The 24,493-nt window shown below is 41.2% G+C and carries 21 protein-coding genes; all 21 read right to left on the bottom strand.

Annotated features, from left to right (window positions below; genetic code table 11):
* Position 1: 1 nt before the first annotated feature.
* The 21 genes from DXA60_RS11860 to DXA60_RS11760 all read right to left on the bottom strand — a co-directional run bounded on the left by DXA60_RS11860 (position 2) and on the right by DXA60_RS11760 (position 24,484).
* On the bottom strand, positions 2-199 hold the full coding sequence (locus tag DXA60_RS11860; protein WP_117921465.1) for a cell division topological specificity factor MinE: 198 nt from the start codon (positions 197-199) through the stop codon (positions 2-4).
* Positions 192-1,019, bottom strand: coding sequence for a septum site-determining protein MinD (minD, locus tag DXA60_RS11855; RefSeq protein WP_117921463.1), 828 nt, complete (start codon positions 1,017-1,019; stop codon positions 192-194). Before minD ends, DXA60_RS11860 begins: the two co-directional genes overlap by 8 nt.
* A gap of 64 nt (positions 1,020-1,083) precedes the next feature.
* Entirely contained in the window at positions 1,084-3,957 is a 2,874-nt protein-coding gene (locus DXA60_RS11850) for a penicillin-binding transpeptidase domain-containing protein (RefSeq protein ID WP_330418420.1), read from the bottom strand.
* Entirely contained in the window at positions 3,950-4,468 is a 519-nt protein-coding gene (gene mreD / locus DXA60_RS11845) for a rod shape-determining protein MreD (RefSeq protein WP_117921459.1), read from the bottom strand. The genes DXA60_RS11850 and mreD overlap by 8 nt, the downstream gene beginning before the upstream one ends.
* Positions 4,469-4,483: 15 nt before the next feature.
* On the bottom strand, positions 4,484-5,341 hold the full coding sequence (gene mreC / locus DXA60_RS11840; protein ID WP_117921457.1) for a rod shape-determining protein MreC: 858 nt from the start codon (positions 5,339-5,341) through the stop codon (positions 4,484-4,486).
* Positions 5,342-5,349: 8 nt separating this feature from the next.
* Entirely contained in the window at positions 5,350-6,366 is a 1,017-nt protein-coding gene (locus DXA60_RS11835; RefSeq protein WP_117921455.1) for a rod shape-determining protein, read from the bottom strand.
* Positions 6,367-6,390: 24 nt separating this feature from the next.
* Positions 6,391-7,086 carry a RadC family protein gene (gene radC / locus DXA60_RS11830; RefSeq protein WP_186898776.1) on the bottom strand — a complete coding sequence of 232 codons (696 nt, stop codon included), beginning with the start codon at positions 7,084-7,086 and terminating at the stop codon, positions 6,391-6,393.
* Between the two features lie 113 nt (positions 7,087-7,199).
* The gene (locus DXA60_RS11825; RefSeq protein WP_117921451.1) at positions 7,200-8,495 is read right to left on the bottom strand and encodes a methionine gamma-lyase family protein; all 1,296 of its coding nucleotides are present in this window, start codon (positions 8,493-8,495) and stop codon (positions 7,200-7,202) included.
* The gene (gene miaA, locus DXA60_RS11820; protein WP_117921449.1) at positions 8,488-9,444 is read right to left on the bottom strand and encodes a tRNA (adenosine(37)-N6)-dimethylallyltransferase MiaA; all 957 of its coding nucleotides are present in this window, start codon (positions 9,442-9,444) and stop codon (positions 8,488-8,490) included. Before miaA ends, DXA60_RS11825 begins: the two co-directional genes overlap by 8 nt.
* 1 nt (position 9,445) lies before the next feature.
* Complete coding sequence (gene mutL / locus DXA60_RS11815; protein WP_117921447.1) at positions 9,446-11,590, bottom strand: DNA mismatch repair endonuclease MutL; 2,145 nt, start codon at positions 11,588-11,590, stop codon at positions 9,446-9,448.
* Positions 11,591-11,643: 53 nt separating this feature from the next.
* Positions 11,644-12,342, bottom strand: coding sequence for an FAD-dependent thymidylate synthase (locus DXA60_RS11810; RefSeq protein ID WP_117921445.1), 699 nt, complete (start codon positions 12,340-12,342; stop codon positions 11,644-11,646).
* An 18-nt stretch (positions 12,343-12,360) separates the two neighbouring features.
* Complete coding sequence (gene mutS, locus DXA60_RS11805) at positions 12,361-14,988, bottom strand: DNA mismatch repair protein MutS (protein WP_117921488.1); 2,628 nt, start codon at positions 14,986-14,988, stop codon at positions 12,361-12,363.
* A gap of 79 nt (positions 14,989-15,067) precedes the next feature.
* Positions 15,068-16,687: an NAD(P)/FAD-dependent oxidoreductase gene (locus DXA60_RS11800; RefSeq protein WP_117921443.1), complete on the bottom strand. Its 1,620-nt coding sequence runs from the start codon at positions 16,685-16,687 to the stop codon at positions 15,068-15,070.
* Positions 16,687-17,958 (bottom strand): NAD(P)/FAD-dependent oxidoreductase, encoded by a 1,272-nt coding sequence (locus tag DXA60_RS11795; RefSeq protein WP_117921441.1) that lies wholly within the window; start codon positions 17,956-17,958, stop codon positions 16,687-16,689. The genes DXA60_RS11800 and DXA60_RS11795 overlap by 1 nt, the downstream gene beginning before the upstream one ends.
* A 133-nt stretch (positions 17,959-18,091) precedes the next feature.
* On the bottom strand, positions 18,092-18,478 hold the full coding sequence (locus DXA60_RS11790; RefSeq protein ID WP_117921439.1) for a hypothetical protein: 387 nt from the start codon (positions 18,476-18,478) through the stop codon (positions 18,092-18,094).
* A 74-nt stretch (positions 18,479-18,552) separates the two neighbouring features.
* A complete protein-coding gene (locus DXA60_RS11785) occupies positions 18,553-20,214 on the bottom strand; it encodes a putative polysaccharide biosynthesis protein (RefSeq protein ID WP_117921437.1) in 1,662 nt (553 codons plus the stop codon).
* Between the two features lie 15 nt (positions 20,215-20,229).
* The gene (ybeY, locus tag DXA60_RS11780) at positions 20,230-20,727 is read right to left on the bottom strand and encodes an rRNA maturation RNase YbeY (RefSeq protein ID WP_186898783.1); all 498 of its coding nucleotides are present in this window, start codon (positions 20,725-20,727) and stop codon (positions 20,230-20,232) included.
* Positions 20,728-20,788: 61 nt separating this feature from the next.
* Positions 20,789-21,982 (bottom strand): hypothetical protein, encoded by a 1,194-nt coding sequence (locus tag DXA60_RS11775; RefSeq protein ID WP_117921433.1) that lies wholly within the window; start codon positions 21,980-21,982, stop codon positions 20,789-20,791.
* On the bottom strand, positions 21,979-22,977 hold the full coding sequence (locus tag DXA60_RS11770; RefSeq protein WP_117921431.1) for a PhoH family protein: 999 nt from the start codon (positions 22,975-22,977) through the stop codon (positions 21,979-21,981). Before DXA60_RS11770 ends, DXA60_RS11775 begins: the two co-directional genes overlap by 4 nt.
* Positions 22,964-24,211 carry a sporulation protein YqfD gene (locus DXA60_RS11765; RefSeq protein ID WP_117921429.1) on the bottom strand — a complete coding sequence of 416 codons (1,248 nt, stop codon included), beginning with the start codon at positions 24,209-24,211 and terminating at the stop codon, positions 22,964-22,966. Before DXA60_RS11765 ends, DXA60_RS11770 begins: the two co-directional genes overlap by 14 nt.
* Before the next feature lie 3 nt (positions 24,212-24,214).
* Positions 24,215-24,484: a YabP/YqfC family sporulation protein gene (locus DXA60_RS11760; RefSeq protein WP_117921427.1), complete on the bottom strand. Its 270-nt coding sequence runs from the start codon at positions 24,482-24,484 to the stop codon at positions 24,215-24,217.
* Positions 24,485-24,493 lie beyond the last annotated feature (9 nt).

The following is a 24,493-nucleotide window of genomic DNA, read 5'->3' as shown; positions in this document are numbered from 1 at the left end:
CCTACTCTCTTTTCTTGTAATCCTTTAACATTACTTTGATCTCAATGTTTTCCGGCTCAATGACAACATATTTCGTGATGACACAGCCTATTTCCTGACGAATAAGTTCCATAGTAGCCTCATCGAGTTTGTGATGATCGGCATTCATCATCAGCTTTAAGCGCTCTTTTGCAACATTTCCGGAATGAGTCTTAAACATTCAATGCTCCTTTCACAGGTTTCTTTTTAAATAATATTTTTGAAAAAATACTGCCCTGTTTTATGTAATTTAACAGAGGCACTTCCTCACCTGTGATCCGCCGTGCAATATTGTTATAGCAGAGTTCAGAAAGTAAAGCATTCTTTTTATTTCCATCCGGATGCAGTAATGGTTCTCCGTGGTTTTGTGCTATGATGATCTGTTCATCTTCTGGAATGACACCGAGTAACGGCACATCTAAAAGTTCGCAGATATCACCGATATTTAACATATCCCCATCTTTTACCATATGTTTCCGGAAACCATTGATCAGAAGTTCTGTTTTTACTGTATAATGTTTTTTTAAAATCTGAAGTACACAGTCAGCATCGTGAATTGCAGCAATCTGAGGTGTTGTGACTACTACAATTCTGTCAGCTCCCGTAATGGCAAGTAAAAAACCCTGATCGATACCTGCGGGACTGTCAACTAATATATAATCAAAATCCTGTCTTAAATCATCAAACAGATGTTTCATCTGTCCGGGATCAGGAAGACATTTTTCTTTTGTACATGATGACGGTATCACAGACAGATTCGGGAATCGTTTATCACGTATGATTGCCTGTTTTACCCGGCATCTGCCAGTTAACACATCCACCAGATTATAAAGTATCCGGTTTTCAAGTCCCATGACAACATCAAGATTTCGTAAGCCAATATCAGTATCTACCAATACAACTTTTTTATCTAACAGTGAAAGTCCTGCGCCAACGTTAGCTGTGGTTGTTGTCTTGCCAACGCCGCCTTTTCCTGAGGTAAAAGTAATCACTTCACCCATAAGGGGAACCTCCTGTTTTGATTTATTAATAAAACCCGTTGAAATAGCGGGAATTATCCATATACTAATCATTTACGCCATTTGAGATGGCATTGATATTTTCGGCCTGTCCACTTAACAGAGAATCAGCATCTTCAACTTTGAAATAGTATGCAAGGATCTTTTTGGAAACTTCTGCTGCATTATGGGAAGTATATCCATTTGCAATACGTGTTGCAATAGATATTTCCGGATTGCTGTATGGAGCATAACCGACAAATAATGCATGGTTTGGTCTGGTCAGATCTTCCTGCGCGGTACCTGTTTTTCCGGCAGCCTCTATTGGAAATCCGTCAAACTCTTTCGTATTTTCCACCACCATGCGCATACCTGTATGAATGGCATCCCAGTCGCCGCTGCTTAAAACATCAATCGTGTTACGGACTGCAGGCTCATATTGTTTTAAAGTATTTCCATCAGAATCTGTTACTTTATTTAAAAGTGTATAATTATATACGGTACCACCATTTGCAACAGCGGTAACATATCTGGCAAGCTGTATCGTGGAGTAGTTGTTATTACTCTGACCAATAGCAGCCATGACAGGGAAGCTGTCTGCAACCTGAGGTTTGCTCTCTTCAATCTCCACTCCCGTCGTTTCGTTTAAACCATAAAGAGAAGCATATTTCTGGATTTTTTCAATACCATTTTCCGCAGCATCGTTGTTATAACTCATAGCGTAATTATTGGTACTGAGACGATAGCCGACTTCATAGAAAAAGTAGTTACAGGAATCCCTGAGTGCCTCGGATACATTAATAAGACCGTGTGATCCATGGGATGAACGGTAGATCCAGCATTCCGGTTCATTACTTACATTTTTATATACACCAAGATCCTGGATCTGTTCGGTTGTGCTGATCACATGTTCTGCAAGGCCGGCTGTAGCAGATACCATTTTAAAGGTGGAACCCGGTGCCGTTCGCTGCTGGGTAGCATAATTATATAAAGGTCTTGCATTATTCTCCTGCAGACTGTTGAAATAATCAGCATCAACTGTATTTGCAAGCCGGTTTCCGTCATATCCAGGATAACTTACCAATGCGAGTACCTCACCTGTCTGTGTGTCTGTGATGACACAGGACCCGGCACATGGATCTAATGCAAGCTGAGCCGGTGTAATATCAAGATTCTGGATTTTTTCCTTGATAAAGGCAGCAGGTGCAAGTGTACCACCTGATAAGTCTGCAATATCATCTTCATCAAATGCAAGAACATTCTGATCAAACAGGATCAGGCAAAGCTGTCTTCCTGTAATTGCATCTGTCTGGATCAGGTATTCATATATGATTTTGGCGAAATCTGAATCTGTACTGATATCATTCAGAATATAATCACACAGTGCATCATATATTTCTGTTGAATCGGAATATTTCTCACTTACAGAAAATTTTGTAATATCGATCCATCCTTTGGCGATCGCATGGTTTAAATATTCCTGTGGGCCGATGGTTCCGTTCTGCCACTGGAGATAGACTTCATCCGTGGTATCAATATTTTTTCTTAACAAAATACCATTTTCACGGAGCATTTTTAAAATATAAGTAAAATAATCCTGATACTCTTCTGTCATGGATGCAAATGGTGTCGGGGCATTTCCAGTCAGTTCGGTATGGATCTGATCTGTTACGGCATTCTGTCTGGCAGAAAAGATCTGCTGTACTTCCTTTTCCGTAGCAGATGCATTTTCTTCGGAAAAATGTGAGAAATCAATCACATTATTGTTGATCAGTGCAAAATAAACATCTGTGATCGGAATGTTGATATCAGATCCCGGATTATCGATGTTAGAATATACGATTCCTGCAATTTCCTGCTCTAAAAGATTGTATACAGCAATCTGCAGATCCCGGTCAATGGACAGATATACATCATTTCCGGCCTGTGGTTCTTCGTGTTCGATAACTTCTACTGCTTTTCCAAGATAATCCACATAGAGCTTTTCATGCCCCTTTTCCCCTTTTAAATCGCTGTCCATATATTGTTCGATACCAAGTTTACCGACAACATCATTTAGTGTATAAGAATTATCTGTTTCTGAAAGTTTATTATATTCATCCGTGGATATTTTTCCGGTATAACCGATGATGGAAGAAAAATATTCACTGTCGTTATATTTTCGAATGGTATCTTCTAATACTTCCACACCCTGTAATTCGGCTGCGTGCTCGCTGATATAAGCGACTGATTCTTCAGATACATTCGTTGCAATCGTGGTTGCAATATATTTCTGATAGGCATTCTGTGCCATGGAAAAACGAACAACAGTAATCTTGTATGTCATTGCCTCATCATATTCGTTTCCAATGGCATAGCGGCTGCCGCTTGTCAGATACTGCATAACCTGTGCAGCAGTTGCTTCCGTTGGTTTAAAATTAAGTTTATTGCGGGAAATGATATCAGACTCATCTTCCTGCATGTTTTCAAAGGAAGTTTCTCCAAATACATCCGCCAAAAAACGTTTCCAGGTTGCACCGGATTCTTCTACATTGTAGCTGTAATTGCCATTGTCATCCATAGATATTTTAAAATCGTTGACAATGGAGTCGCCATTGGCTTCAAGTGCAGTCACAACCTGCGCGATCTCCTCATTGAGGGCAGTGTTTTTTGCTTTATTAGAACTGTAAGTACCATTGTCCTCGATTGTAATGGAATATGCCAGTTCATTGTAGGCAAGCAGATTGCCATTACGGTCATATATATTTCCACGTGTACTGTTTAAGGTACGCTCTTTGACGATTTTTAACGTGTAATTATCCTGATATTCTTTTCCGTTTACGATCTGAAGAGAAAAAACACGCCAGAGAAGAATGGAAAACAACAGGATCATTACAACTGTTGCCACAACAAGCCGTGATTTAAAAAACATACGGCATGCTTCTTTTATATTATCAAACAAATTTGCTTGCACTCCTTTTCTCGATAGCTTCCAGTTTCTGGTTGATCTTTAAAATTACAAAATACAAAAAAATTGTTATAACCATGGTATAAACTAACTCTGGTATCATTAATTGTAAAAAATAGTAGTTAAAGTCGTATCTGTTTCGAAAAAGAAACATAATAAAGTAAATCAGAAGGTTGCAGCTCAAATCACTGCCGGCGATCAGAACGAGTGGCAGTTTGATATCTTCCGGGTAAAAAAGTTTGCGGAACATTCCATTGATATAACCGATATACATATATAGAAGGCTGTAAAATCCAAGAACACCTCCACCGAAAATATCTAAGATCAGTCCGCAGAAAAAGCCGATAAAAAGCCCTTCTTTGCGTCCACGCATAAAACCAAAGGACGATGTCACAATGATCAGAAGATTTGGTGATATGGATGCAAAGGAAAAGGTATCAAAAAGTGTCGTTTGCAGCAGATAGCAGACGGCAATAATAATAAATACGGTAATCTTTCTTCTCATAAATAACCTCTGTTTCTAAGATTCTGCTGTCTGTTTCTTATTTAAAATGACAAGAACTTCTTCGATATGCTCAAAATCGACTGCCGGTGTGATGGTACCCGACTTTGTAAGATTATTAGAATCCATGCTAAGTGTACTGATATAACCGATCAGAATACCCTGCTGATAACGGTTTGATACATAAGAGGTAACGACAGGATCACCGATGGCAACTTCATTATTCTTATCGTTGAGATTGGAAAATTCAATGACCATATTTTCATTCATATCCTGTAAACTGCCATTTACGATCAGATTGTCGGATGTGGTCGACGCCATACCACTGACTTTCATGGTATCATTGATGATCGAAGATACTTTTGCATAATTAGGTCCTACATCAGTAACAATTCCCACAAGACCACTTCCTGCAATCACATTCATATCCACTTCAATTCCATCGTTTGATCCCTTGTCGATCGTAAAATTGGTAAACCAGTTGCCACCGTCTTTTCCGATAACATTTGCAGCAACTTTGTCATAACTTGGGTATTTCTGGTCCAGATTTAAGAGTTCTCTTAAGTTCTCAAGCTCATATTGTTCTAACTTGATTGTATTTAATTCGGTTGTCAGATCATCTACCTGATGTTTCAGGTCTTCGTTTTCTGCCATGACGTCATTTAATTTTTTTAGATTGTCTGCTTTTTCGCCAATCCAGGTGCCAACGGAATTAATACCGCGCTGCATTGGAATAAATACATATCCGGCGACAGTATTTAATGGTCCGCCGGATATGCCAAGTGTAAAACTGAGTAATATTGCCACAATACATACACCGCTTAAGATAAGCAGTATATATTTTGTGGGAAGAACAAATTTTGGTTTTCGTCTCATACTATCCCCTAAATCAAGATCTTACTTTTCATGCTGAATGCCAGATGTTTGTATTTGCTGTCAGATACAATTTTTACAAGACCACGTACAACACACTCTTCCGGTTCTTCACAGGTATTGATATCAATGCCTGTGATATCTGCAAATAATTTATCCAGATCGTGAATCTGGGAACTTCCGCCTGTGATATAGATTCCGGAATGGATAATGTCTTTTGCAAGTTCCGGTGGTGTTTTCTCTAAGATCATTTTGATGGAATTACAGATACTTTCAAGGTTATCTTTGATGGCTTCATATACTACAGTACCGGACATTTCCATTTCAATCGGAAGACCACTTACGACATCTCTTCCGACAACGATCATCGTGTCTTCATTGCCCGGGATACCGGAACCTAAGCGTTCTTTCATGCTCTGGGCAGTTTTCTGTCCGATGACCAGATTGTAATTGCGTTTTACATAGGTAATGATGGATTCATCAATCTTATTTCCACCAAAATGAAGCAGATCACTAAGTACAAGTCCGCCAAGTGAAATAACGGAGATCTCCGTTGTATCTGCACCGATGTCTACAACCATGATACCGGTCGGTTCATTGACATCTAATCCCAACCCAACGGCATCAGCGATCGGCTTTTCACATAAAAGTACACTCTTCGGTTTCATCTTGCTCTTATAGAACATGTCAAAGAACGCTTTTTTCTCCACTTCCGTGATACTTGTTGGTACTGCGACGATAAATTCTGCACCCTTCAGGCTCCCTTTAACATGCGTTTCTAAGAAGAGCTGTATCATGGACTGAAGATTGTTGAAATCTGCGATGACACCTGTTGTAACAGGGAATGTCACATGGATAGACTCCGGAGCCTTTTCATACATTGCGTATGCCGAGTTACCATAAGCGTAGATCTCATCTTTATTTTTTAATGCAATCGTGTTTTTTTCATTTAAGATCTTGTTGGAAGATTTGCAGTAAATCTTCATATTGCATGTTCCAAGATCAATACCGTATACGTTGTTTGTCATTGTTCTCTCCCTTTGGAACGCGGTTTATACCACGATCCTGTTATTTTCTCTGTAACTAAAGTAAGAATGATCCCCGATAATAACATGGTCGGAAAGCGGAATGCCCATCAGTTGTCCACAGTTTAAAATGCGTTTTGTGACAATATCATCTGCATGGGACGGTTCTGGTATACCACTTGGATGATTATGGACTAAGATAAGATGTGCTGCATGACAATTGATTGCTGTCTCGAAAACTTCGCGTGGTGAAACAATTGTTTCATTTGCGCTGCCGATAGAAAGCAGTTTATCACCTTTCATGTGACATTTATTGTCGAACATACAGATAATCAGATGTTCTTTGCTTTCATGACGCAGATGTTCCATATAGTAATCTGCGATTGTTTTTGGGTTCGTCATACAGATATCAGGAGCTGACCGTGTCTGCGCAATCCGTTTTGATAATTCTGCAATGCATTTTAACTGGATTGCCTTTACCGGGCCAATTCCACGTATTTTCTGCATCTTTTCAAATGGAATATCATAGAGATTTAATAAATTGCGCTGACCATCATTTAGCAGATTCTGCGCGACTTCCACAGACTTTAGACCACTTGTCCCTGAACGGATGATCACTGCTAAAAGCTCCGCATCACTTAGGTATTCCGGTCCATATGTAAGAAACTTTTCATATGGTTTTTCCGAATCCGGCAATTCTTTTACCGTAGTATTTTTGTTCATGAATGCTCCCTTTCTACTCTCCCGGGAAGCATAAAGATCTATTACCATAAACAACAGCCTGTACGCATTGTATGGGCAAACTTGTTATTATGAATAAATCACATTATATTTTATCATAACAAGTCAAGGTCGACAAGTTTTCGTTCCTTAAGTTTTTGTAAAGATTTCAGAATACCCAGTTTTGCATGGTACCAGGTCAGTCCGCCCTGAAAATAAACGGCATATGGAGGCTTGATCGGACCATCTGCACTCAGCTCAATGGATGATCCCTGAACAAAAGCACCTGCAGCCATAATAACATCACTGTCATATCCAGGCATTGCCCATGGTTCCGGTGTTACATAGCTGTCAACCGGAGCAGCCGCCTGAATCCCTTCGCAAAAAGCGATCAGTGCATCCGGATTGTGGAATGAAACTGCCTGAATGATATCGTGGCGGCTTTCACTGCCGTTTGGAACAACTTCGAATCCAAGTTTTTCATAGATATTTGCTGCAAAGATCGCTCCCTTTAATGCACCACTTACTACAGTAGGTGCAAGGAAAAATCCCTGATAGAAAGACTGGATAACGCCTAATGATGCACCGACTTCTTTTCCAAGTCCCGGAGAAGTCAGGCGATAAGCCGCATTTTCAACACATTCTTTTTTTCCAACGATATAACCGCCGATCGGTGCAAGACCGCCGCCCGGATTTTTGATCAGGGAACCTACGATCATATCTGCTCCGACCTCAAGAGGCTCACGTTCTTCCACAAATTCACCGTAACAGTTATCTACCATACAGATGACGTCTGGCTTAATTTTTTTGATAAACGAGATCAATTCTCCAATACGTGCCACAGAAAGTGTTGGTCTTGTCGCGTATCCTTTGGATCGCTGGATCGTTACGAGTTTTGTGCGCTCATTAATCGCTTCTTTGATGTGGTCATAATCGAAACTTCCGTCCGGCAGAAGATCTACCTGACGATAGGATACGCCGTATTCTGCCAACGATCCCTTAGATGGGCGGATACCGATCACTTCCTCTAACGTGTCATATGGTTTTCCGACCGGGGACAACAGTTCGTCTCCCGGACGAAGGTTAGACATTAAAGCAAGTGCCAGTGCATGTGTGCCGCAGGTGATCTGCGGGCGTACTAAAGCATCTTCTCCTTTAAAGCAGGATGCATATACTTTTTCTAATGTATCACGTCCGAGATCATTATAACCGTATCCGGAGGACATGTTAAAGCATTCTGCACTTACACGGTTATCCTGCATAGCTTTGATCACTTTTAACTGATTATATTCAGCCGTTGCATCAATCGCTTCAAAACGCTCTTTTAAGGAGGCTTCGATCTTTTCTCCAAATTCATATACTTCTCTTGAAATACCAAGAGCTTCATACTGTTCTTCCATCCATTTATTCATGACTGATTATTTCCTTTTCCTGTAAAATTGATATCATATCTGTTAAAATTGCTGCATCATCATAGCCAAATGTCTGCTTGTCGAGCCAGATCACATCGCGTTCTCTTTTAAACCACGTTAACTGGCGTTTGGCAAAATGACGGGTTTCCCGTTTGATGATATAGACGGCTTCCTCTAAGGTATATTCGCCGTCTAAATATGCAAGTATCTCCTTATAGCCGAGTCCCTGCATGGAAACCATTTCCCGGCTGCACCCCATATCTTTTAATTTTTGAACTTCATTTACCAGTCCTGCTGCTATCATCGCATCTACACGTTTGTCAATGCGCTCATACAATTTTGCGCGTTCATCGTTAAGAACAAAATAGGCAAAATTATAAGGAGATTGTTTTTGACGCTCCGTTTCATTGTGTTCAGATATTTTCTGACCGGATAAATGATAAAATTCTAAAGCCCGGATCACACGTTTGACATTATTGGCATGAATCGCCTCCGCAGATGCAGGGTCGACTTTGCGCAGCATTTCATGCAGATATCCGGCTCCGTGTTCTTTTGCCTGTTCCTCTAATTGTCTGCGGTATGCCTCATCACACTGCTGCTCTGTAAAATCAATATCGTACAAAAGTGCCTGAATATAAAATCCGGTGCCGCCGGCTATGATCGGGATTTTCCCCGCCGCATAGATTTCTTTTAAATATTCTTTTGCCATCGTTGTAAAACGCACAACATGAAATTCTTCGTCAGGTTCTAATTCATCGATCATATAATGCGTAATTCCCTGCATTTCCTCCGGCATAACCTTGGCAGAGCCGATATCCATATGGCGGTAGACCTGCATGGAGTCTGCAGAGATGACCGCTCCGTTTATTTTTTTCGCAAGTTCTACCGAGAGGGCACTTTTTCCCACCGCGGTAGGACCGGTCAGAATAATCATTGGTTTTTGTTTCATATCAGACAATCCTTTTAAATTTCTTTTCGATTTCATATTTTGTCATGGAAATGATCGTCGGGCGTCCATGTGGGCAGTTATATGGATTTTCCAGTTCTAACAGTTCATCAATGAGCCGCTCCGCCTCTGGTCTGCTGATGTGCTGGTTTCCCTTGATCGCAGCCTTACAGGACATAGAAGCAACTTTCTCCATAATAGCATTGGGAGAATCATTTCCGTTAATATTTGCAAAATCATCTAACATTTCAAGAAACATTGTTTTTGTGTCGATTCCTGTAAAATCAGCCGGAATGGCAGTTATTGCATATTCTTTTCCGCCAAACGGCTCGATCTCATACCCGAATGTATCAATCTGTGCCTTATATTTTTCAAGCATTTCAATTTCTTCAAGGCTTAATGTTAAAATGATCGGCGGACTTAACGTCTGTGATGAAAATGTTTTTTCATGCACTTTTTTCATTGTTTTCTCATAAAGTACTTTTTCATGTGCCGCATGCTGATCAATGATGAACAGCTTATCCTCATATTCCACCATCCAGTAGGTGTCGAAGAGCTGTCCGATGATCTTATGGCGCTTTTTGGCATCTTTAGTCAGAAAACCTTCGGAGACTGCTGCAAGTTCCTGCTGCTCGTAAGTGACTGTTGACTCTGGGGAAGGTGCCGGTGTCTTTTCTGGCAGGCTTTTGGCTGGTTTATCTGTTGGCATTAGCTGCGGTACTGGTTTGGAAACGGTGTATGTATTAGTTTCCGATACCCGGTCTGCGGACTGCCCTGCATCAGTCTCATGCGCAAGGTTATGTTCTGTACTTGCAGAAGGTCGTTTTAGCTGCATATCGGACGAATTATCAGAACCGGCCGGTTCTTTCTTTGGAAGCAGAGAATTAAAAATCGAAAGATTTTCCGGCGGTGCTGATTCCTTCTGAGGTATTGCATTTTGCGCTGAAACTGCTGCCTGCGATCGGACTGGCTCATTCTGCGGCACAGTTCCTTTGCGTGGCATTCCCGCCTGCCCCTGCGCATACACGTCCTGCGGCTGGAACCTATGCCCGCTCCGTACTGTCTCAACACCTCGCCGCTCAAATGGCTCCGGCAGTGGTGCTTTGATGTTTTCCCGTTTTTGTATCTTTTCTTCCTGCACCGGCACTTCCGGGATAAAATCCTTATGTGTCAGGGCACCGCGGATGATTTCAAACAGTGTTTTATAAATCGCTTCATTGTTTGAAAAACGAAGTTCCATCTTCGTCGGATGTACGTTGACATCCAACAGATCCGTATCCATCGTAAAGTACAGAACACAAAACGGATACTGGTGCTGCATCAGAAATCCCTTATATGCTTCTTCAATCGACTTTGAGAGCAGTGCACTCTTTATATAACGTCCATTGATAAAATAATTTTCAAAATTACGGTTTCCACGGGAAATTATGGGTTTCCCGATAAATCCTTTGAGATGAAAATATTCGTTTTTATGATCGATTTCCAAAAGACCGGAGGTGATATCCCTGCCATAGATATGATAGATCATATCTTTTTCCCTGGAATTGCCGGAAGTATGCATTTTTGTCTGCCCGTTATTGATAAATTTAAAGGAAACATCCGGATGTGACAGAGCAAGCCGTTCCATCAGATCGTTGATGTAATTGCCCTCTGTCTGTGCGGTCTTTAAAAATTTACGTCTTGCCGGGGTATTATAAAAAAGGTTACGTACGATAAAGGTGGTTCCCTCCGGTGCACCGATCTCTTCATTTTCCTTTTCTTTTGATCCCTCAATGACATAGCGGGTACCTGTCAGTTCGCCATAGGTCTTTGTGATCAGTTCGACCTGCGATACTGCGGCGATACTGGAAAGTGCCTCACCGCGGAATCCTAAAGAAGTGATGCTCATTAGATCTTCCACGCTTTTGATCTTACTGGTCGAATGTCGCAAAAACGCAACCGGTACCTGTGCACGCTCAATACCACAGCCATTGTCAGTGATGCGGATAAATGAGATACCGCCCTCTTTGACCTCAACAGTAATGGCAGTCGCTTTTGCATCAATGGCATTTTCTACCAGTTCCTTTACCACAGAGGAAGGGCGTTCTACTACTTCCCCTGCAGCAATCTTATCAATTGTCTCCTGACTGAGCAGTGTAATTTCCGGCATACAGATTCACCTCGTTGTATCAATCGTTTCTGTTGTGTTTTTTGCAGATGTACTTATGGTCTCGGCATTTTCGGAACACCGGATACCGGTTTGCCGCACGGTCTTGTCTCGGAACAGTATCCGAAATAATCGCATTTTGGCATAAATAAATTCTCGGTGATCCAGCGCCATTCCTCGGAATACTCAGAAAGTGCTTTTATGATATCACCGAACAGCTGACGGAATTCCCAGTATGCGCGGTTACACATTCTCTGATGACTCATCTCCGCTAAACTGCGCAGATTTCTCTTATCTACGATAGATGCTGTCATACCAAGCGGCAGTCCGTTTGCAACATCTTCCTTTGGAATACCGTAATCTTCCTGAAGAGAACGGCATTCTTCATTGATATGAGCCATCAATGCCTGATATTTTTCCAATGCTTCTTCGTTGTTTTTGATTGACGGCGGGATGATGTAGTCAAATCCGCGTCCGGCATAATTGATGTAGCGTGTGCTTGACTGTAAACGTGTTGGTGAACCGCCGATATGTGTATACCATTCACGCTCTACTCTTGCTGAATAACCGGAAATGATCATTTCTACATTTACATATTCCATGACCCTTCCATGTCCGGAAATGATACAGTCCATACCTCTCTTATAATTCTTTGCCGGATCTTCTATATTTCCTCCCCAGCAGACGCCGGCACGCTGTCCCATCAGTGTGATCGGGTTTTTCGTGGTTTCCGGTAAAATTGTAATTGTGCCCATAAATTTTATTCTCCATTTCTACCATCGGTTTTTTATTTTATTCTGTAATTCATAAAGTTTGTTTAACGCCTCGATCGGTGTTAGGTTTCCAACATCGATCGTCTTTAATTCTTCTAAGATATCGTCGTCTTTTACGGTATCAAATAAAGACATCTGTGTCAAATCAACTTCGTCAAGACGCTCTTTTTTCTTTTTATTTCCTGATGCTGCGGGTGTGATGTTTTTCGTGACGGATGTGATATCGTTTGCGCTTAACTCTTCCACGATCTCCTTCGCACGTTCAATGACAGAATCCGGAACACCGGCAAGTTTTGCAACCTGGATACCATAACTCTTGTCTGCACCGCCCTGCACGATCTTACGTAAGAATACAATGTCATCGCCTTTTTCTTTTACGGCAATGCAGTAGTTGTGCACATTGTTCAGTTTCCCTTCCAGCTCGGTCAGCTCGTGATAATGTGTTGCAAACAGTGTTTTTGCGCCGAGCAGGCGTGGATTGCTGATATGTTCGACCACGGCCCATGCAATACTTAAACCGTCAAAAGTACTTGTTCCTCGTCCAATCTCATCGAGTACCAGAAGAGAGTTTGATGTCGCATTACGCAGAATATTGGCGACTTCATTCATCTCCACCATAAAAGTGCTCTGGCCGCTCGCTAAGTCGTCTGACGCGCCGACACGTGTAAAGATACGGTCAACAATGCCGATCTTAGCAGATGAAGCAGGAACAAAACTTCCGATCTGTGCCATCAGAACGATCAGTGCAGCCTGCCTCATATAGGTGGATTTACCAGCCATGTTCGGTCCGGTTATGATGGCTATCCGGTTATTTCCGTTATCTAAATATGTATCGTTATCGATAAACATATCATTGGTAATCATTTTTTCGACAACCGGGTGTCTGCCGCCTTTGATATCGATCACACCGCTGCCTGTCATCTTTGGTCTGCAGTAATTATTCTGATCGGCAACAACTGCAAGTGAAACAAAAACATCCAGGTTTGCGATCGCTTTTGCTGTGCGCTGGATACGGACAACTTCTTCTGCAATTTTGTTGCGGACCTCACAGAACAGATCATATTCTAAGCTGACAAGTTTGTCCTCCGCACCTAAGATCATATCTTCTAATTCTTTTAATTCCGGTGTAATGTAGCGCTCTGCATTGGCAAGTGTCTGCTTCCTTGTAAAGTAATCCGGTACCAGATCTTTGTAAGAATTGGTTACTTCCAGATAATAACCGAACACTTTGTTGTATTTGATCTTTAAATTTTTGATTCCTGTTTTTTCACGTTCTTTTGCTTCTAATTCTGCAAGCCAGGTCTTGCCTTCTGTTTTTGCATTGCGGTATTTATCGACATCTTCGTTATAGCCTTCTTTGATCAGACCACCCTCACGCACAGATATAGGAGGCTCTTCCATGATCGAATTATCAATGAGTGAACACAGTTCCTCCATGGAATCAATATCATTCTGGATATTTTTTAACAATGCACCGTCAAACTCATCAAGCAGAGATTTGATCGGAGGAAGCATGCTGATTGAATTTTTAAATGCGATCAGGTCACGCGGGTTGGCTGTCCGGTAAGTCACACGGGTGATCAGACGTTCGAGATCGTAGATAGGATTTAAGTATTCGCGTAATTCCTCTCTTGTGATCACATGATCATTTAATTCACCGATAGCTTCCTGACGCAGTTCGATCTCTGCCTTATCGATCAGTGGCTGCTCTACATAAGCGCGGAGTGTTCTCGCACCCATTGCAGTTTTGGTCTTGTCTAATACCCATAACAGTGAACCACGTTTTTGTTTCTCCCTCAGCGTCTCTACCAGTTCTAAGTTGCGTCTGGTCGAACTGTCAATGATCATATATTTTCCGGTTGAATACGGATGAATGGAAGAAAGATTACCAAGGTCATTTTTCTGTGTTTCATACAGATAACGGAGCAATGCGCCCGCTGCGATCGTACCGCATGCATAATCAGATAAGCCTAATCCTTCAAGACTCTGTACTTTAAAATGTTCTTTTAAGGTATTCTCTGCTGTCTCATCACTGAAATACCAGGATTCCAGTGAATAAACTGCGATACCGAGACGGTGTTTCATATCAGAAAGATCGACTCCGCTCATGTAAAAACTTTCGTTACAGATGATTTCTGACGGTGCAAATTTATTGATCTCATCAATGAGCTTGCGTTCGGAATCTACCTCTGTGACGAAATAGTCTCCAGTTGAAATATCAGCCAGAGAAATACCGTATTTATCCGCAAGATAAACGATACACATGATGTAATTATTCTTAGATTCATCGAGAGCCTGCATGTCTGTGTTTGTTCCAGGTGTAACGATGCGGATCACTTCCCGTTTTACTAATCCTTTTGCGAGTTTCGGATCTTCCACCTGCTCACAGATCGCAACTTTATGACCGTTTGCAACCAGTTTATTCAAGTACCCTTCCACTGCATGATAAGGTACTCCACACATCGGCGCACGCTCCTCGGTACCGCAGCTTTTACCGGTCAATGTCAGTTCAAGTTCTTTCGATACAACGATCGCATCATCAAAAAACATCTCATAAAAATCACCGAGTCTGTAAAATAAAATGCAATCTTTATATTCTTCTTTGGTTTTTAAATATTGCTGCATCATAGGTGTATATTCTGCCACGTTCTTAACCTCTGTTCTTCCTTTTATTAAATCATTGTGAATTATTTATTTTATGTTTGAGTCATTGTTTACCGATCGCCTCGGCAACTTTTAATCCGTCCATCGCTGCAGACATGATACCACCCGCATATCCCGCACCTTCCCCACATGGGTAAATGCCACGGATATTTGACTGAAAAGTTTCATCGCGTACGATACGTACCGGTGAGGATGTACGGCTTTCCACCCCGGAAAGAATCGCATCGTCACGGTCAAATTTCGGGATGGCATGGGAAAAATGGTGCATTCCTTCTATGAAAGACTCCTCTAATTCTTCCGGCAGGAGGCCTCTTAAATTATCAAGTACTGCTTCTCCTTTTGTCGTGCTCTCAAATGCGCCATAAGAAACAGAGGCACGGTTTTTACAATAATCTCCAAATAACTGCTGTGGAATTTTTCCATTTCCGATCTGCCATGCACGTGCCTCTAAACGCTCCTGAAAACGTACACCAGATAAGGCATCTTCCATATCAGCCGCATCCTGTGGCAGTTCACCATGGCGTACTGCATCTGCTTTGAAATCTTCCGGTGTGACAGAGACAATGATCGCACTGTTTGCATTGCTGCCGGCACGGTCAGAATAGCTCATACCGTTGACAGCAATGCGGCGTTCTTCTGAGGAAGCGTTTACAACATAGCCTCCAGGACACATGCAAAAGGAATACACACCACGTCCAGATGAAAGATTTGCCGTCACTTTATAAGGTGCCGCCGGAAGTCTGCCGGCATATAAACTTCCATACTGTGTCAGATTAACTTCGCTCTGCGGATGCTCAACACGGAATCCGACTGCAAAAGATTTTGCCTGCATATCAAGCCCTTTTTCATGTAACAATGAAAACGTATCTCTTGCACTGTGCCCGATCGCAAGAACCATACAACCGGTATTGATCTGTCTGGAGTGATTTAATTCAACGGATTTTAAATTGCCGTCTTTATCGGTGGAAAAACCGGTTACACAGGTTTCAAATAAAAACTCCACACCATTTTCTGACATAAAAGTACGCATCCGTTTTATTACATCCGCAAGAATATCGGTGCCAATATGCGGCTTATTTTCATATAAAATATGTTCCGGTGCGCCAAATTTTACAAATGTTTCAAGGACAAAACGGTTACGCCCGATGGGATCTTTAACTAATGTATTTAATTTTCCATCAGAAAATGTTCCTGCACCGCCTTCACCAAACTGGACATTAGAAGCTGTGTTTAAAATACCGGTTTCCCAGAACTTTTGCACATCAGCAGTCCTTTCATCGATTTTTTTCCCGCGCTCTGCAACAACCGGTCTGAAACCTTCTAACATTAATGCATAGGCACAAAATAGTCCTGCAGGACCAGCCCCCGCGATCACAGGTGTGAGGGAGGAATTTTTTACTTCTGGAAGAACATATTTTTTAGCTTTGGTTAACATAATATTATTATCGTTAACTTTTTTGACGATTTTCTGTTCATTTGGTATTTCAACATCTACAGAGTACACATAAAACAGATCCGGTTTCTTTCGTGCATCGATGGATTTTTTGACAATCTGGTATTTAAATGGCGTATCTGCTGTAAATTTCAGTGCTTTTCTGATCTTTTGCTCTAACTGTGCCGTGTCGTGTGTTACCGGCAGCTTGATCTGGTTAATACGAATCATTACTTCCTCATTTCTTTTTTGTGTACTTTTTTCCCACGTCGTGCATATTCCGCTGCATGGATTCCTGCCACATATCCGCTTGACCATGCCCATTGCAGATTATATCCGCCGCAGGTACCGTCAATATCAACGACTTCTCCTGCGAAAAACAAGCCGGAAACTAATTTTGACATCATACTTTCTGCATCAATTTCATGAGTATCTACTCCACCTGCACATACCTGTGCCTGCGCGATATCTTTGCTTCCGGTAATGTCGACATGAAGTCCTTTTAACAGCTTAGTAAGGCGCGTGAACTGTTTTTCGGATACTTTTTCTGCCGGAATGTGAAGATCAATCCCCGCTTCTTTCAAAAGCACTTCTGCGAGTTTTTTATTGCAAAGCCCGATCATTGCCTGGGCGGCATCTTTTCCATGTGCTCGTTTTAAAAATCGCAGTTTTAAAAGACTGGTAATTTCATCAAAAGACCTGTCAGGCATAAAATCAATTATCACATAGACCTGTTTCTTTTGCTTTAATGCTTTGGTTGCAAACCGGCTGATCTGGAAAACCGGAATCCCGGATATCCCATAATCTGTCAACTGTAATTCACCGCGTTCTGTGGTTGTTTCTGCACCGTTTATGTATAATTTTATCAAAGTTTCTGCACGGATTCCTGCAAGCATTTTAAAGAATGACTGTTTGCCCTGCAGCGGAACTAAAGCCGGTACAATATCTATGATATGGTGGCCAAAATGTTCTATATATGGAAGCGCACTGCCATCACTTCCGCTTTTTGGTGAAGCGAGAAGGCCAGGTGCAAAAATGATCGATTTTGCACGAAAATCGCCTCTGCCTGTCTGAATCAGGAAGAAGTTTCCCTGTTTTCTGATGGCTTTGATCTCGCAGGAGACAAATTCCTTTACACCTGTATATGCTGCTTCCATGCGCAGTACGTCTAAAACGGAAGCTGCCTGTTCACTTGCCGGATAATAATAACCGTTTTTTATTTTAGGTTCAATGCCGATCCGGCGAAAAAAATCCACTGTTTTTTTCTGATCAAACTGCTTCATTACCGGCACAGTAAAAGCAGGGTCTTCGCCTCTGTAACACGACAATCCCTGCACTTCGTTTGTATAATTACATTTTCCATTTCCTGTGGCGAGTATTTTTTTTCCTACCCGATCCATATGTTCTAAAATGATCGTATCTGCGCCCGTCGATGCGGACATAATGGAAGCCATCAGCCCGGATGCCCCGCCGCCAATGACTGCAACTTCTGTTTCTGTCATATATTTCAAACCTTTTTTAGATATTTTTTCAAACAAACCATAGCATATTTTAGCATACAAAAAACAAACATTCAATCCGTGAAAATCATTGTTATTGCTGGTAATTCATCAATACTATGATACAAGGGAAATATCAGCTTGAATAACTTTCCAGAAAATCATATAATTCCCGGTCATCCGAAAAAAAGATACCGTTTTCTATTTTTTCTACCATATCTGCATCCAGATCACGTATGCGGATATTTGTTTCAAAAAACTCTGTAACACCATCACTCTGGTATACAACTAACACCCCGTTTTTCTGTTTAATTACATATGTGTATGGTTCACAGATAGCAATAATTTCTGTTGACCGGACAATTTGTTCCGTGTCATTTTCATCTGATATACTCTCGGTTGAAGCAGTCAGATTTTCTTTTCCTATTCCTGTATTTTGCTGTATAGATAATAAATATACTACCAGGATCAGCAGAAGAAAGATCATGCCGGTAAAAAGGCAAATACCCGTCGTTTTTTTCATTTCATCACCCCATATTACGGTTTTTACGATAAGTATTTGCCATATTTTACTTTTTATTCATTTGTAAGAACTATTTATCTTAATAGATGAAGTTTTTTGGCTATGTCTGCCAACATGCGTCCTTTCGGGAAACGCAGGATCTCCTGTTCATTTAATCCTTTTAATAACAGCAGTAATACAGCATATACTGCTGCTCCGGCTACAATTGACAGAACCGTTGCAATCGCATTGATACGCAGTACATATAAGATACCGTGATAGATGAGCCATACAACGACACCCATTCCAGTCGCCGCAATAGCAGGAACAAAAAACGTTTTCCGGACTTCCTGGCGGTATCCGCTGTATCGCCGGATCGATCTTGCATTTAAGATACACATGATAAGACCGAATGCAGCATTTGCAATAACAACCGCAAAAATATTTAAATCAAACAGGAACATAAGTGCTGCCAACAGCCCCAAATGCAGTACCAGTGCAATAATCGCATTTTTGATCGGTTCTTTCATACGCCCCATTCCCTGTAAAAGCCCATTCGAAAGCGTTGACAGGGAGAAAAATAAAATTGTAACGGCTCCGACCTGCAGTATATGTGCGGCGGTCTCGGATGAATCACGGAACAAAAGCTGTAAGATCGGAGATGCAAGCACACCCATGCCAACAGCACAAGGAAATGCGATCACCATGATAAATCGTGTTGCGACACTAATCTGCCGCTTTGCCTCACCTTTTTTTCCGGCTGCATAGGCAGCGGTAAGTGCAGGAACAGAGGATGCAGCCATTGCTGATGCAATGGAAATCGGGACATTGATCAAAACCGTATATTTTCCTGTATAAATACCATTCCAGGAGCCATACTGGCTTGCTGTATAACCTTGAAATGCTGCGATGTGTTTATACACCGCCTGGTCTATAACTGCATTACAGTTATAAATGGTACTGCTCAGTAAAACAGGAATGATCGTTACAATCAATAAATGAAATATAGATGCATAAGAGTCTACATTATTTCTGCGTTCTCTGTGCAGGCTGCGTTTAAATACACGGAGATATACAACCAGTACGAAGGTACAGAATAATAATGCGACTAATGCACCTATAGCGGTGCCAAGTGTTCCTCCGGCAGCCCCATATGCAGCAGAATAATTATCTGCATCACCAAGCAGTGCACCTGCTTTCGCACCATAATCAGCCAGTACATACGCAGCCCATACGCTGACGATCGCATTTGCGATCTGCTCTAAAATCTGGGAGGTTGCACTTGGCATCATTGTTCCAAGTCCCTGGAAGAAGCCTCGCATAACACCAAGCACGGCAACGATCAAAAGCACCGGAATCAGTACCCGTACTGCAAAAATACTCATCGGTGTTTTCATCAGTGTTCCTGTGATAAACTCTGCTCCAAATAACAGGATCAGTGCCGCGATTGTACCCGTACATGCACCAAAAACCAGCGCACATTTTAGAATGCGGTATACATTGTGTCTTCTGCCCTGTGAATAGTTTGCGGATACCAGCTTTGAAACTGCAAGTGGCAGACTGTAAGATGAAATAATCAATAAAATATTATAAATCTGAAAAGCAGTTCCATAGTAATCATTTCCTGTATCACCAATAATATTTGTCAGTGGGATACGGTAGATCAGACCAATAATACGACTGACAATAGATGCGATGGCAAGAATAGAACCCTGCACAAGGAAACTTGTACTGCTTTTTTTACTTTGTTTGCCCATGTGACTTAATCCTCGTTATCTTAAAATGTTCATTTCGTTTAAGATCTCAGTTTGTTTTCCTTCCATAACGGCAGCTTCTTCCGGCGTCATATGGTCATATCCAAATAAGTGAAGCATACTGTGCAGGATCAGAAACGCATATTCACGTTTTTCACTGTGTCCATAACTTTTCGCCTGTTCTTTTACTTTGTCAACGGAAATAATAATATCCCCAAGCATGATCTCCCCTGTGTCAGGGTTGAAATTATCATCATAATCATCTTCTAACTTCGAAAAATCTCCTGCACTCTCATAAGAAAGCATTGGAAATGACAGAACATCTGTCGGCGCATCTATATCACGGTATTCTTTATTGATGGCGTGGATTCCATCATTATCTGTGAGTGTCAGATTGATCTCCGCTTCAAAGGGAAATCCCTCATGCTCGATCGCATAATCTGTCACTTCTTTTGCAAGTGTCTCCTCATCAAATGAAAAATCTGTTTCCGTTTCTTTTTCTATAAAAAGACTCATAAATTTCCTCATTTCTGTGCCTTACCGGCAATTTTTATATCTTTTGTTTTTCATGTAATTTTTAAAAGAAGAAATTCTCCTCATTTACAAGATATTCCCTGATCTTCAAAAACATATTCATGCCAAGTCCTGACTGGTCGTAAATTCCGCTGGCGGAATACTCGTTTAATGTCTGGTAAATGACCATATCCTGGTTCCATTCGCTTGCCATTGTATAACTGTCAAACACCTCTATCTTTTTTACCAGACCGTTTACCATATGTACGATTGCTGACTCTATGGATGAAGGCGGTACTGTCTCTCCATCGTACTCACTGATGATACGGATGACATCTTCCGGAAAACAGTGTTCCTGCACAATACGGATCCCGCTCTGTGTCAGAGGTTCTCCCTCCATAATACCGATCCGGTAATAAAATCCTGCTGCTGCGCATGTCTTTTCATCGGCACCGACAACTTTTGCACATTTTGCGGCAAGTTCTGAAACTCTGCGTGCATGCTGATATTCCTGTTTCGAGAAACTGGAAAGCTCACGGACAAGCGGATACGTATCATCTATGATATCTGTCAGAATATCATTTACCTCCTGCTCTCTTAAACGGGAAAAATGACGAAAGCCAAACTGCATCCATAAAACACTGATGGCACCTTCAAAAAGTCCCCATAATAAAAGTTTAAAATGGACTTCCTGATAAGTCAGATAATAAAAAGTTATTGGAAGCATAATGGAAAGACAGAATAACAGTACTTCATACCATATAAGTGTCTTCTCACGTTTCACTGCCTCTTCAGCCGTTCCAGCAAGTATTGCTCCAAAAATCGTCATCAGACAGTACAGTACTAATTCCTGTGAATGCAGCCCTAACACGAGACATAGCATTGCATCCCAGAAAATTCCGGTAATAAGTGCAAGACGTTCGGAACCAAAGGCAACGATAAGAAGCGGCACAAGCATCAGAGGTTTTACAAATTCAGGAAAATATGCAGCCAAAAAGACTACTATTGCTGCTGATGTGTAACCATATAATATTTTTCTAAAATCTGTTTCACGGTTATGACAGATCAGTCCTTCTGCACGGTCGTGCTCTATGAGAAAAAGAAATAACACAAACCATATCACAGCAATACAGACAATCCCCAAAAACTGATCCAGCAAAATCTGTCGTTTTGCACATAACAAAAGTGTCACCATGATGGTAACGATAAACATACAGACATGGTTCCATACTCTTTTGATTACAAGGCGGTCATTCATCGCTGGCGAGTCTCCTGTCTTCTTTTTGATGTACTCTTATTGCGGTTTTCATAATCTTCGTAAGCCTTGACAATTTTTTGTACGACCGGATGACGAACTACATCTTTACTGGTCAGCTCACAAATTCCAATCTCATCCACTTTTTTTAATACTTTTAATGCGACATCAAGACCGGATGCTGTGCCCGGTGCAAGATCTTTCTGGGTAGCATCACCCGTGATCACTGCTTTAGAACCAAAACCAATTCGGGTAAGGAACATTTTCATCTGCGCCGGTGTCGTATTCTGTGCTTCATCTAATATGATAAATGCATTGTCAAGTGTACGTCCTCGCATGTATGCAAGCGGTGCGACCTCGATCAACCCCTTTTCCATATTTTTCTGGAAGCTTTCTGCCCCCATGATCTGATATAATGCATCATAAAGTGGTCTTAAATAGGGGTCAACTTTGCTTTGCAGATCTCCCGGCAGAAATCCTAATTTTTCTCCGGCTTCGATTGCCGGACGTGTCAGGATGATCCTTCCTACTTCTTCGTTTTTAAATGCAGTAATTGCCATTGCCATCGCAAGATATGTTTTACCGGTCCCGGCAGGACCCATTCCAAACACGATCATTTTCTGGCGGATCGCATCTACATATGCTTTCTGACCAAGTGTCTTTGGTTTTACCGGTTTGCCGTTGATCGTATGACAGATACAATCTTTATCAATTTCAACGATCGCGGATTCTTTTTCCTCCTCCGAAAGTGCAAGAGCATAATTGACATTCTGTTCCGTGATAATATTTCCTCTTTTGGATAACTCGATCAGTTGTAAAAACACCTGTTCTGCTTTTTTTAAATTATGTTCTTCTCCAAGCAGCTTCATATTTTCACCGCGTAACACCACAGTGACATTTAACGTACGCTCAATCTTTTTGATGTACGCATCAAATTGACCAAATACATTTGCGACATGATCAGTTGGTATATTTAATGATAGTTCAGTCAGACTCATCTGTCGGTTGCCTCTCTTCACTCGATTGTTCGATGATTTTTGTCGGCTGATAGGAAACAATGGATTTTAAAGTATCTATCGTCCCTTTCACCACATATTTTTTCTTTGTTCTTTCTATAATAACATTTTTTTCTGTAATTTGAATACCTTTTTCTTCCAAATCGTCAATATATTTCTTAAGATTCCGGGAAGCTATTTGTTTTGCCTCTTTTTCTGTATATATATTTTTTTCATTTTTATAGCCGGAATAAGTCTGTCTGACCAGATAAACCGGCAGATAAAAGTTGTCTGTGAAATGAAACTGTGACACATCCGATATGACATCATACGGTTCTTCCACCGGTGAAAAGAAAGGATTTTTGAACAGGTGCTCTAAAATCCTGATCTGATACGTTATTTTTTTGTCACCGGTCGTTATTTTTTTTATATATTCAGCAGGTATCTCGTCATGATAGTAATATGTAACTTTTGCCGTAATATCCGCATCTGCAGTACGGTAAAGATATTTTTTTGTATCGCCATCATCATTCAGGATCTCAATACTTCCATTGACCAGTATATCCCCTTTTTTGACTGCCATGCCCGTGGTCACAACAGGAGTACCGCTTCTTGTGATCATATCTGAGATAACGCCATCATCTGATGCAATAATATCACGTGCAGTGTTATCTTTATCATTCTTATAATTTTCTTCGGGAAGCAGATTTTCCTGAATGTCTACCGTCATTTTTGTTCCATAGATCTTAATGGAAGTCCAGATAACTTCCGGATATCGGCTTCTTAACGTTTCTTCTAAAGCTGCACAGTCAATGTTTTTTTTCTTTGCACCAAAAGAAGCATGTTCCCCTGAAAGGAAACAGAGTACGACTTCTTCGGACAGATAAGAATTGCCATTGACCTCAATATTCCAGATAAAACCGGAAAGGTAATAAAGCAGTCCTGCAAAAAGGATCATCCCCATGGCAAACATTTTTCGTTTACGGTAATGATACAATTCAAACGGCATGCCGTATTTTTTTATGATCCGTATATGTGTTCTTGTTTTTTTTAAGATCGGACGTAATTGCTTAAAGCCTGCTACACTGATACAGAATTCATATCCATCTGCAAAAGATTTTAAATTCCAGATCAGAATGTCACGGCTTCCACATAAATTAAGGAAACGTTCCGGCGCATAACCGCTTAGACGGACATACACGTACCCCTTAAAATATTTAATTACCGAGAGCAGCATCTGTCAGTTCTCGTATTGGATCGTATTTAAAAAACCGGTAATTTTCATTTCCTCATTCGTATAATAATCGATTGCAAGATGTGAGCCGGAAATCAGTATCCTGCAGTTTTTTGTCTGTATTTTGATAAAGGAATCCTCATATTCCAGGATTCCTTTATAATTAGAAATCAGAACCTCATGCCGCCCGGTTGCAGTCACGATCGCCGCACCAAGCATCAGATCCTTCGGCAGTTCTAAACTGTTTATTATTTTTTCTTTCTGATTTTTCTTCATATATAATTG

It is taken from the genome of Roseburia sp. OF03-24, from assembly GCF_003463035.1.
Taxonomy (GTDB): Bacteria; Bacillota; Clostridia; order Lachnospirales; family Lachnospiraceae; genus Roseburia; species Roseburia rectibacter.
Note: the sequence above shows the minus strand (reverse complement) of the source record. Positions and strands in the feature narration are given on the sequence as shown.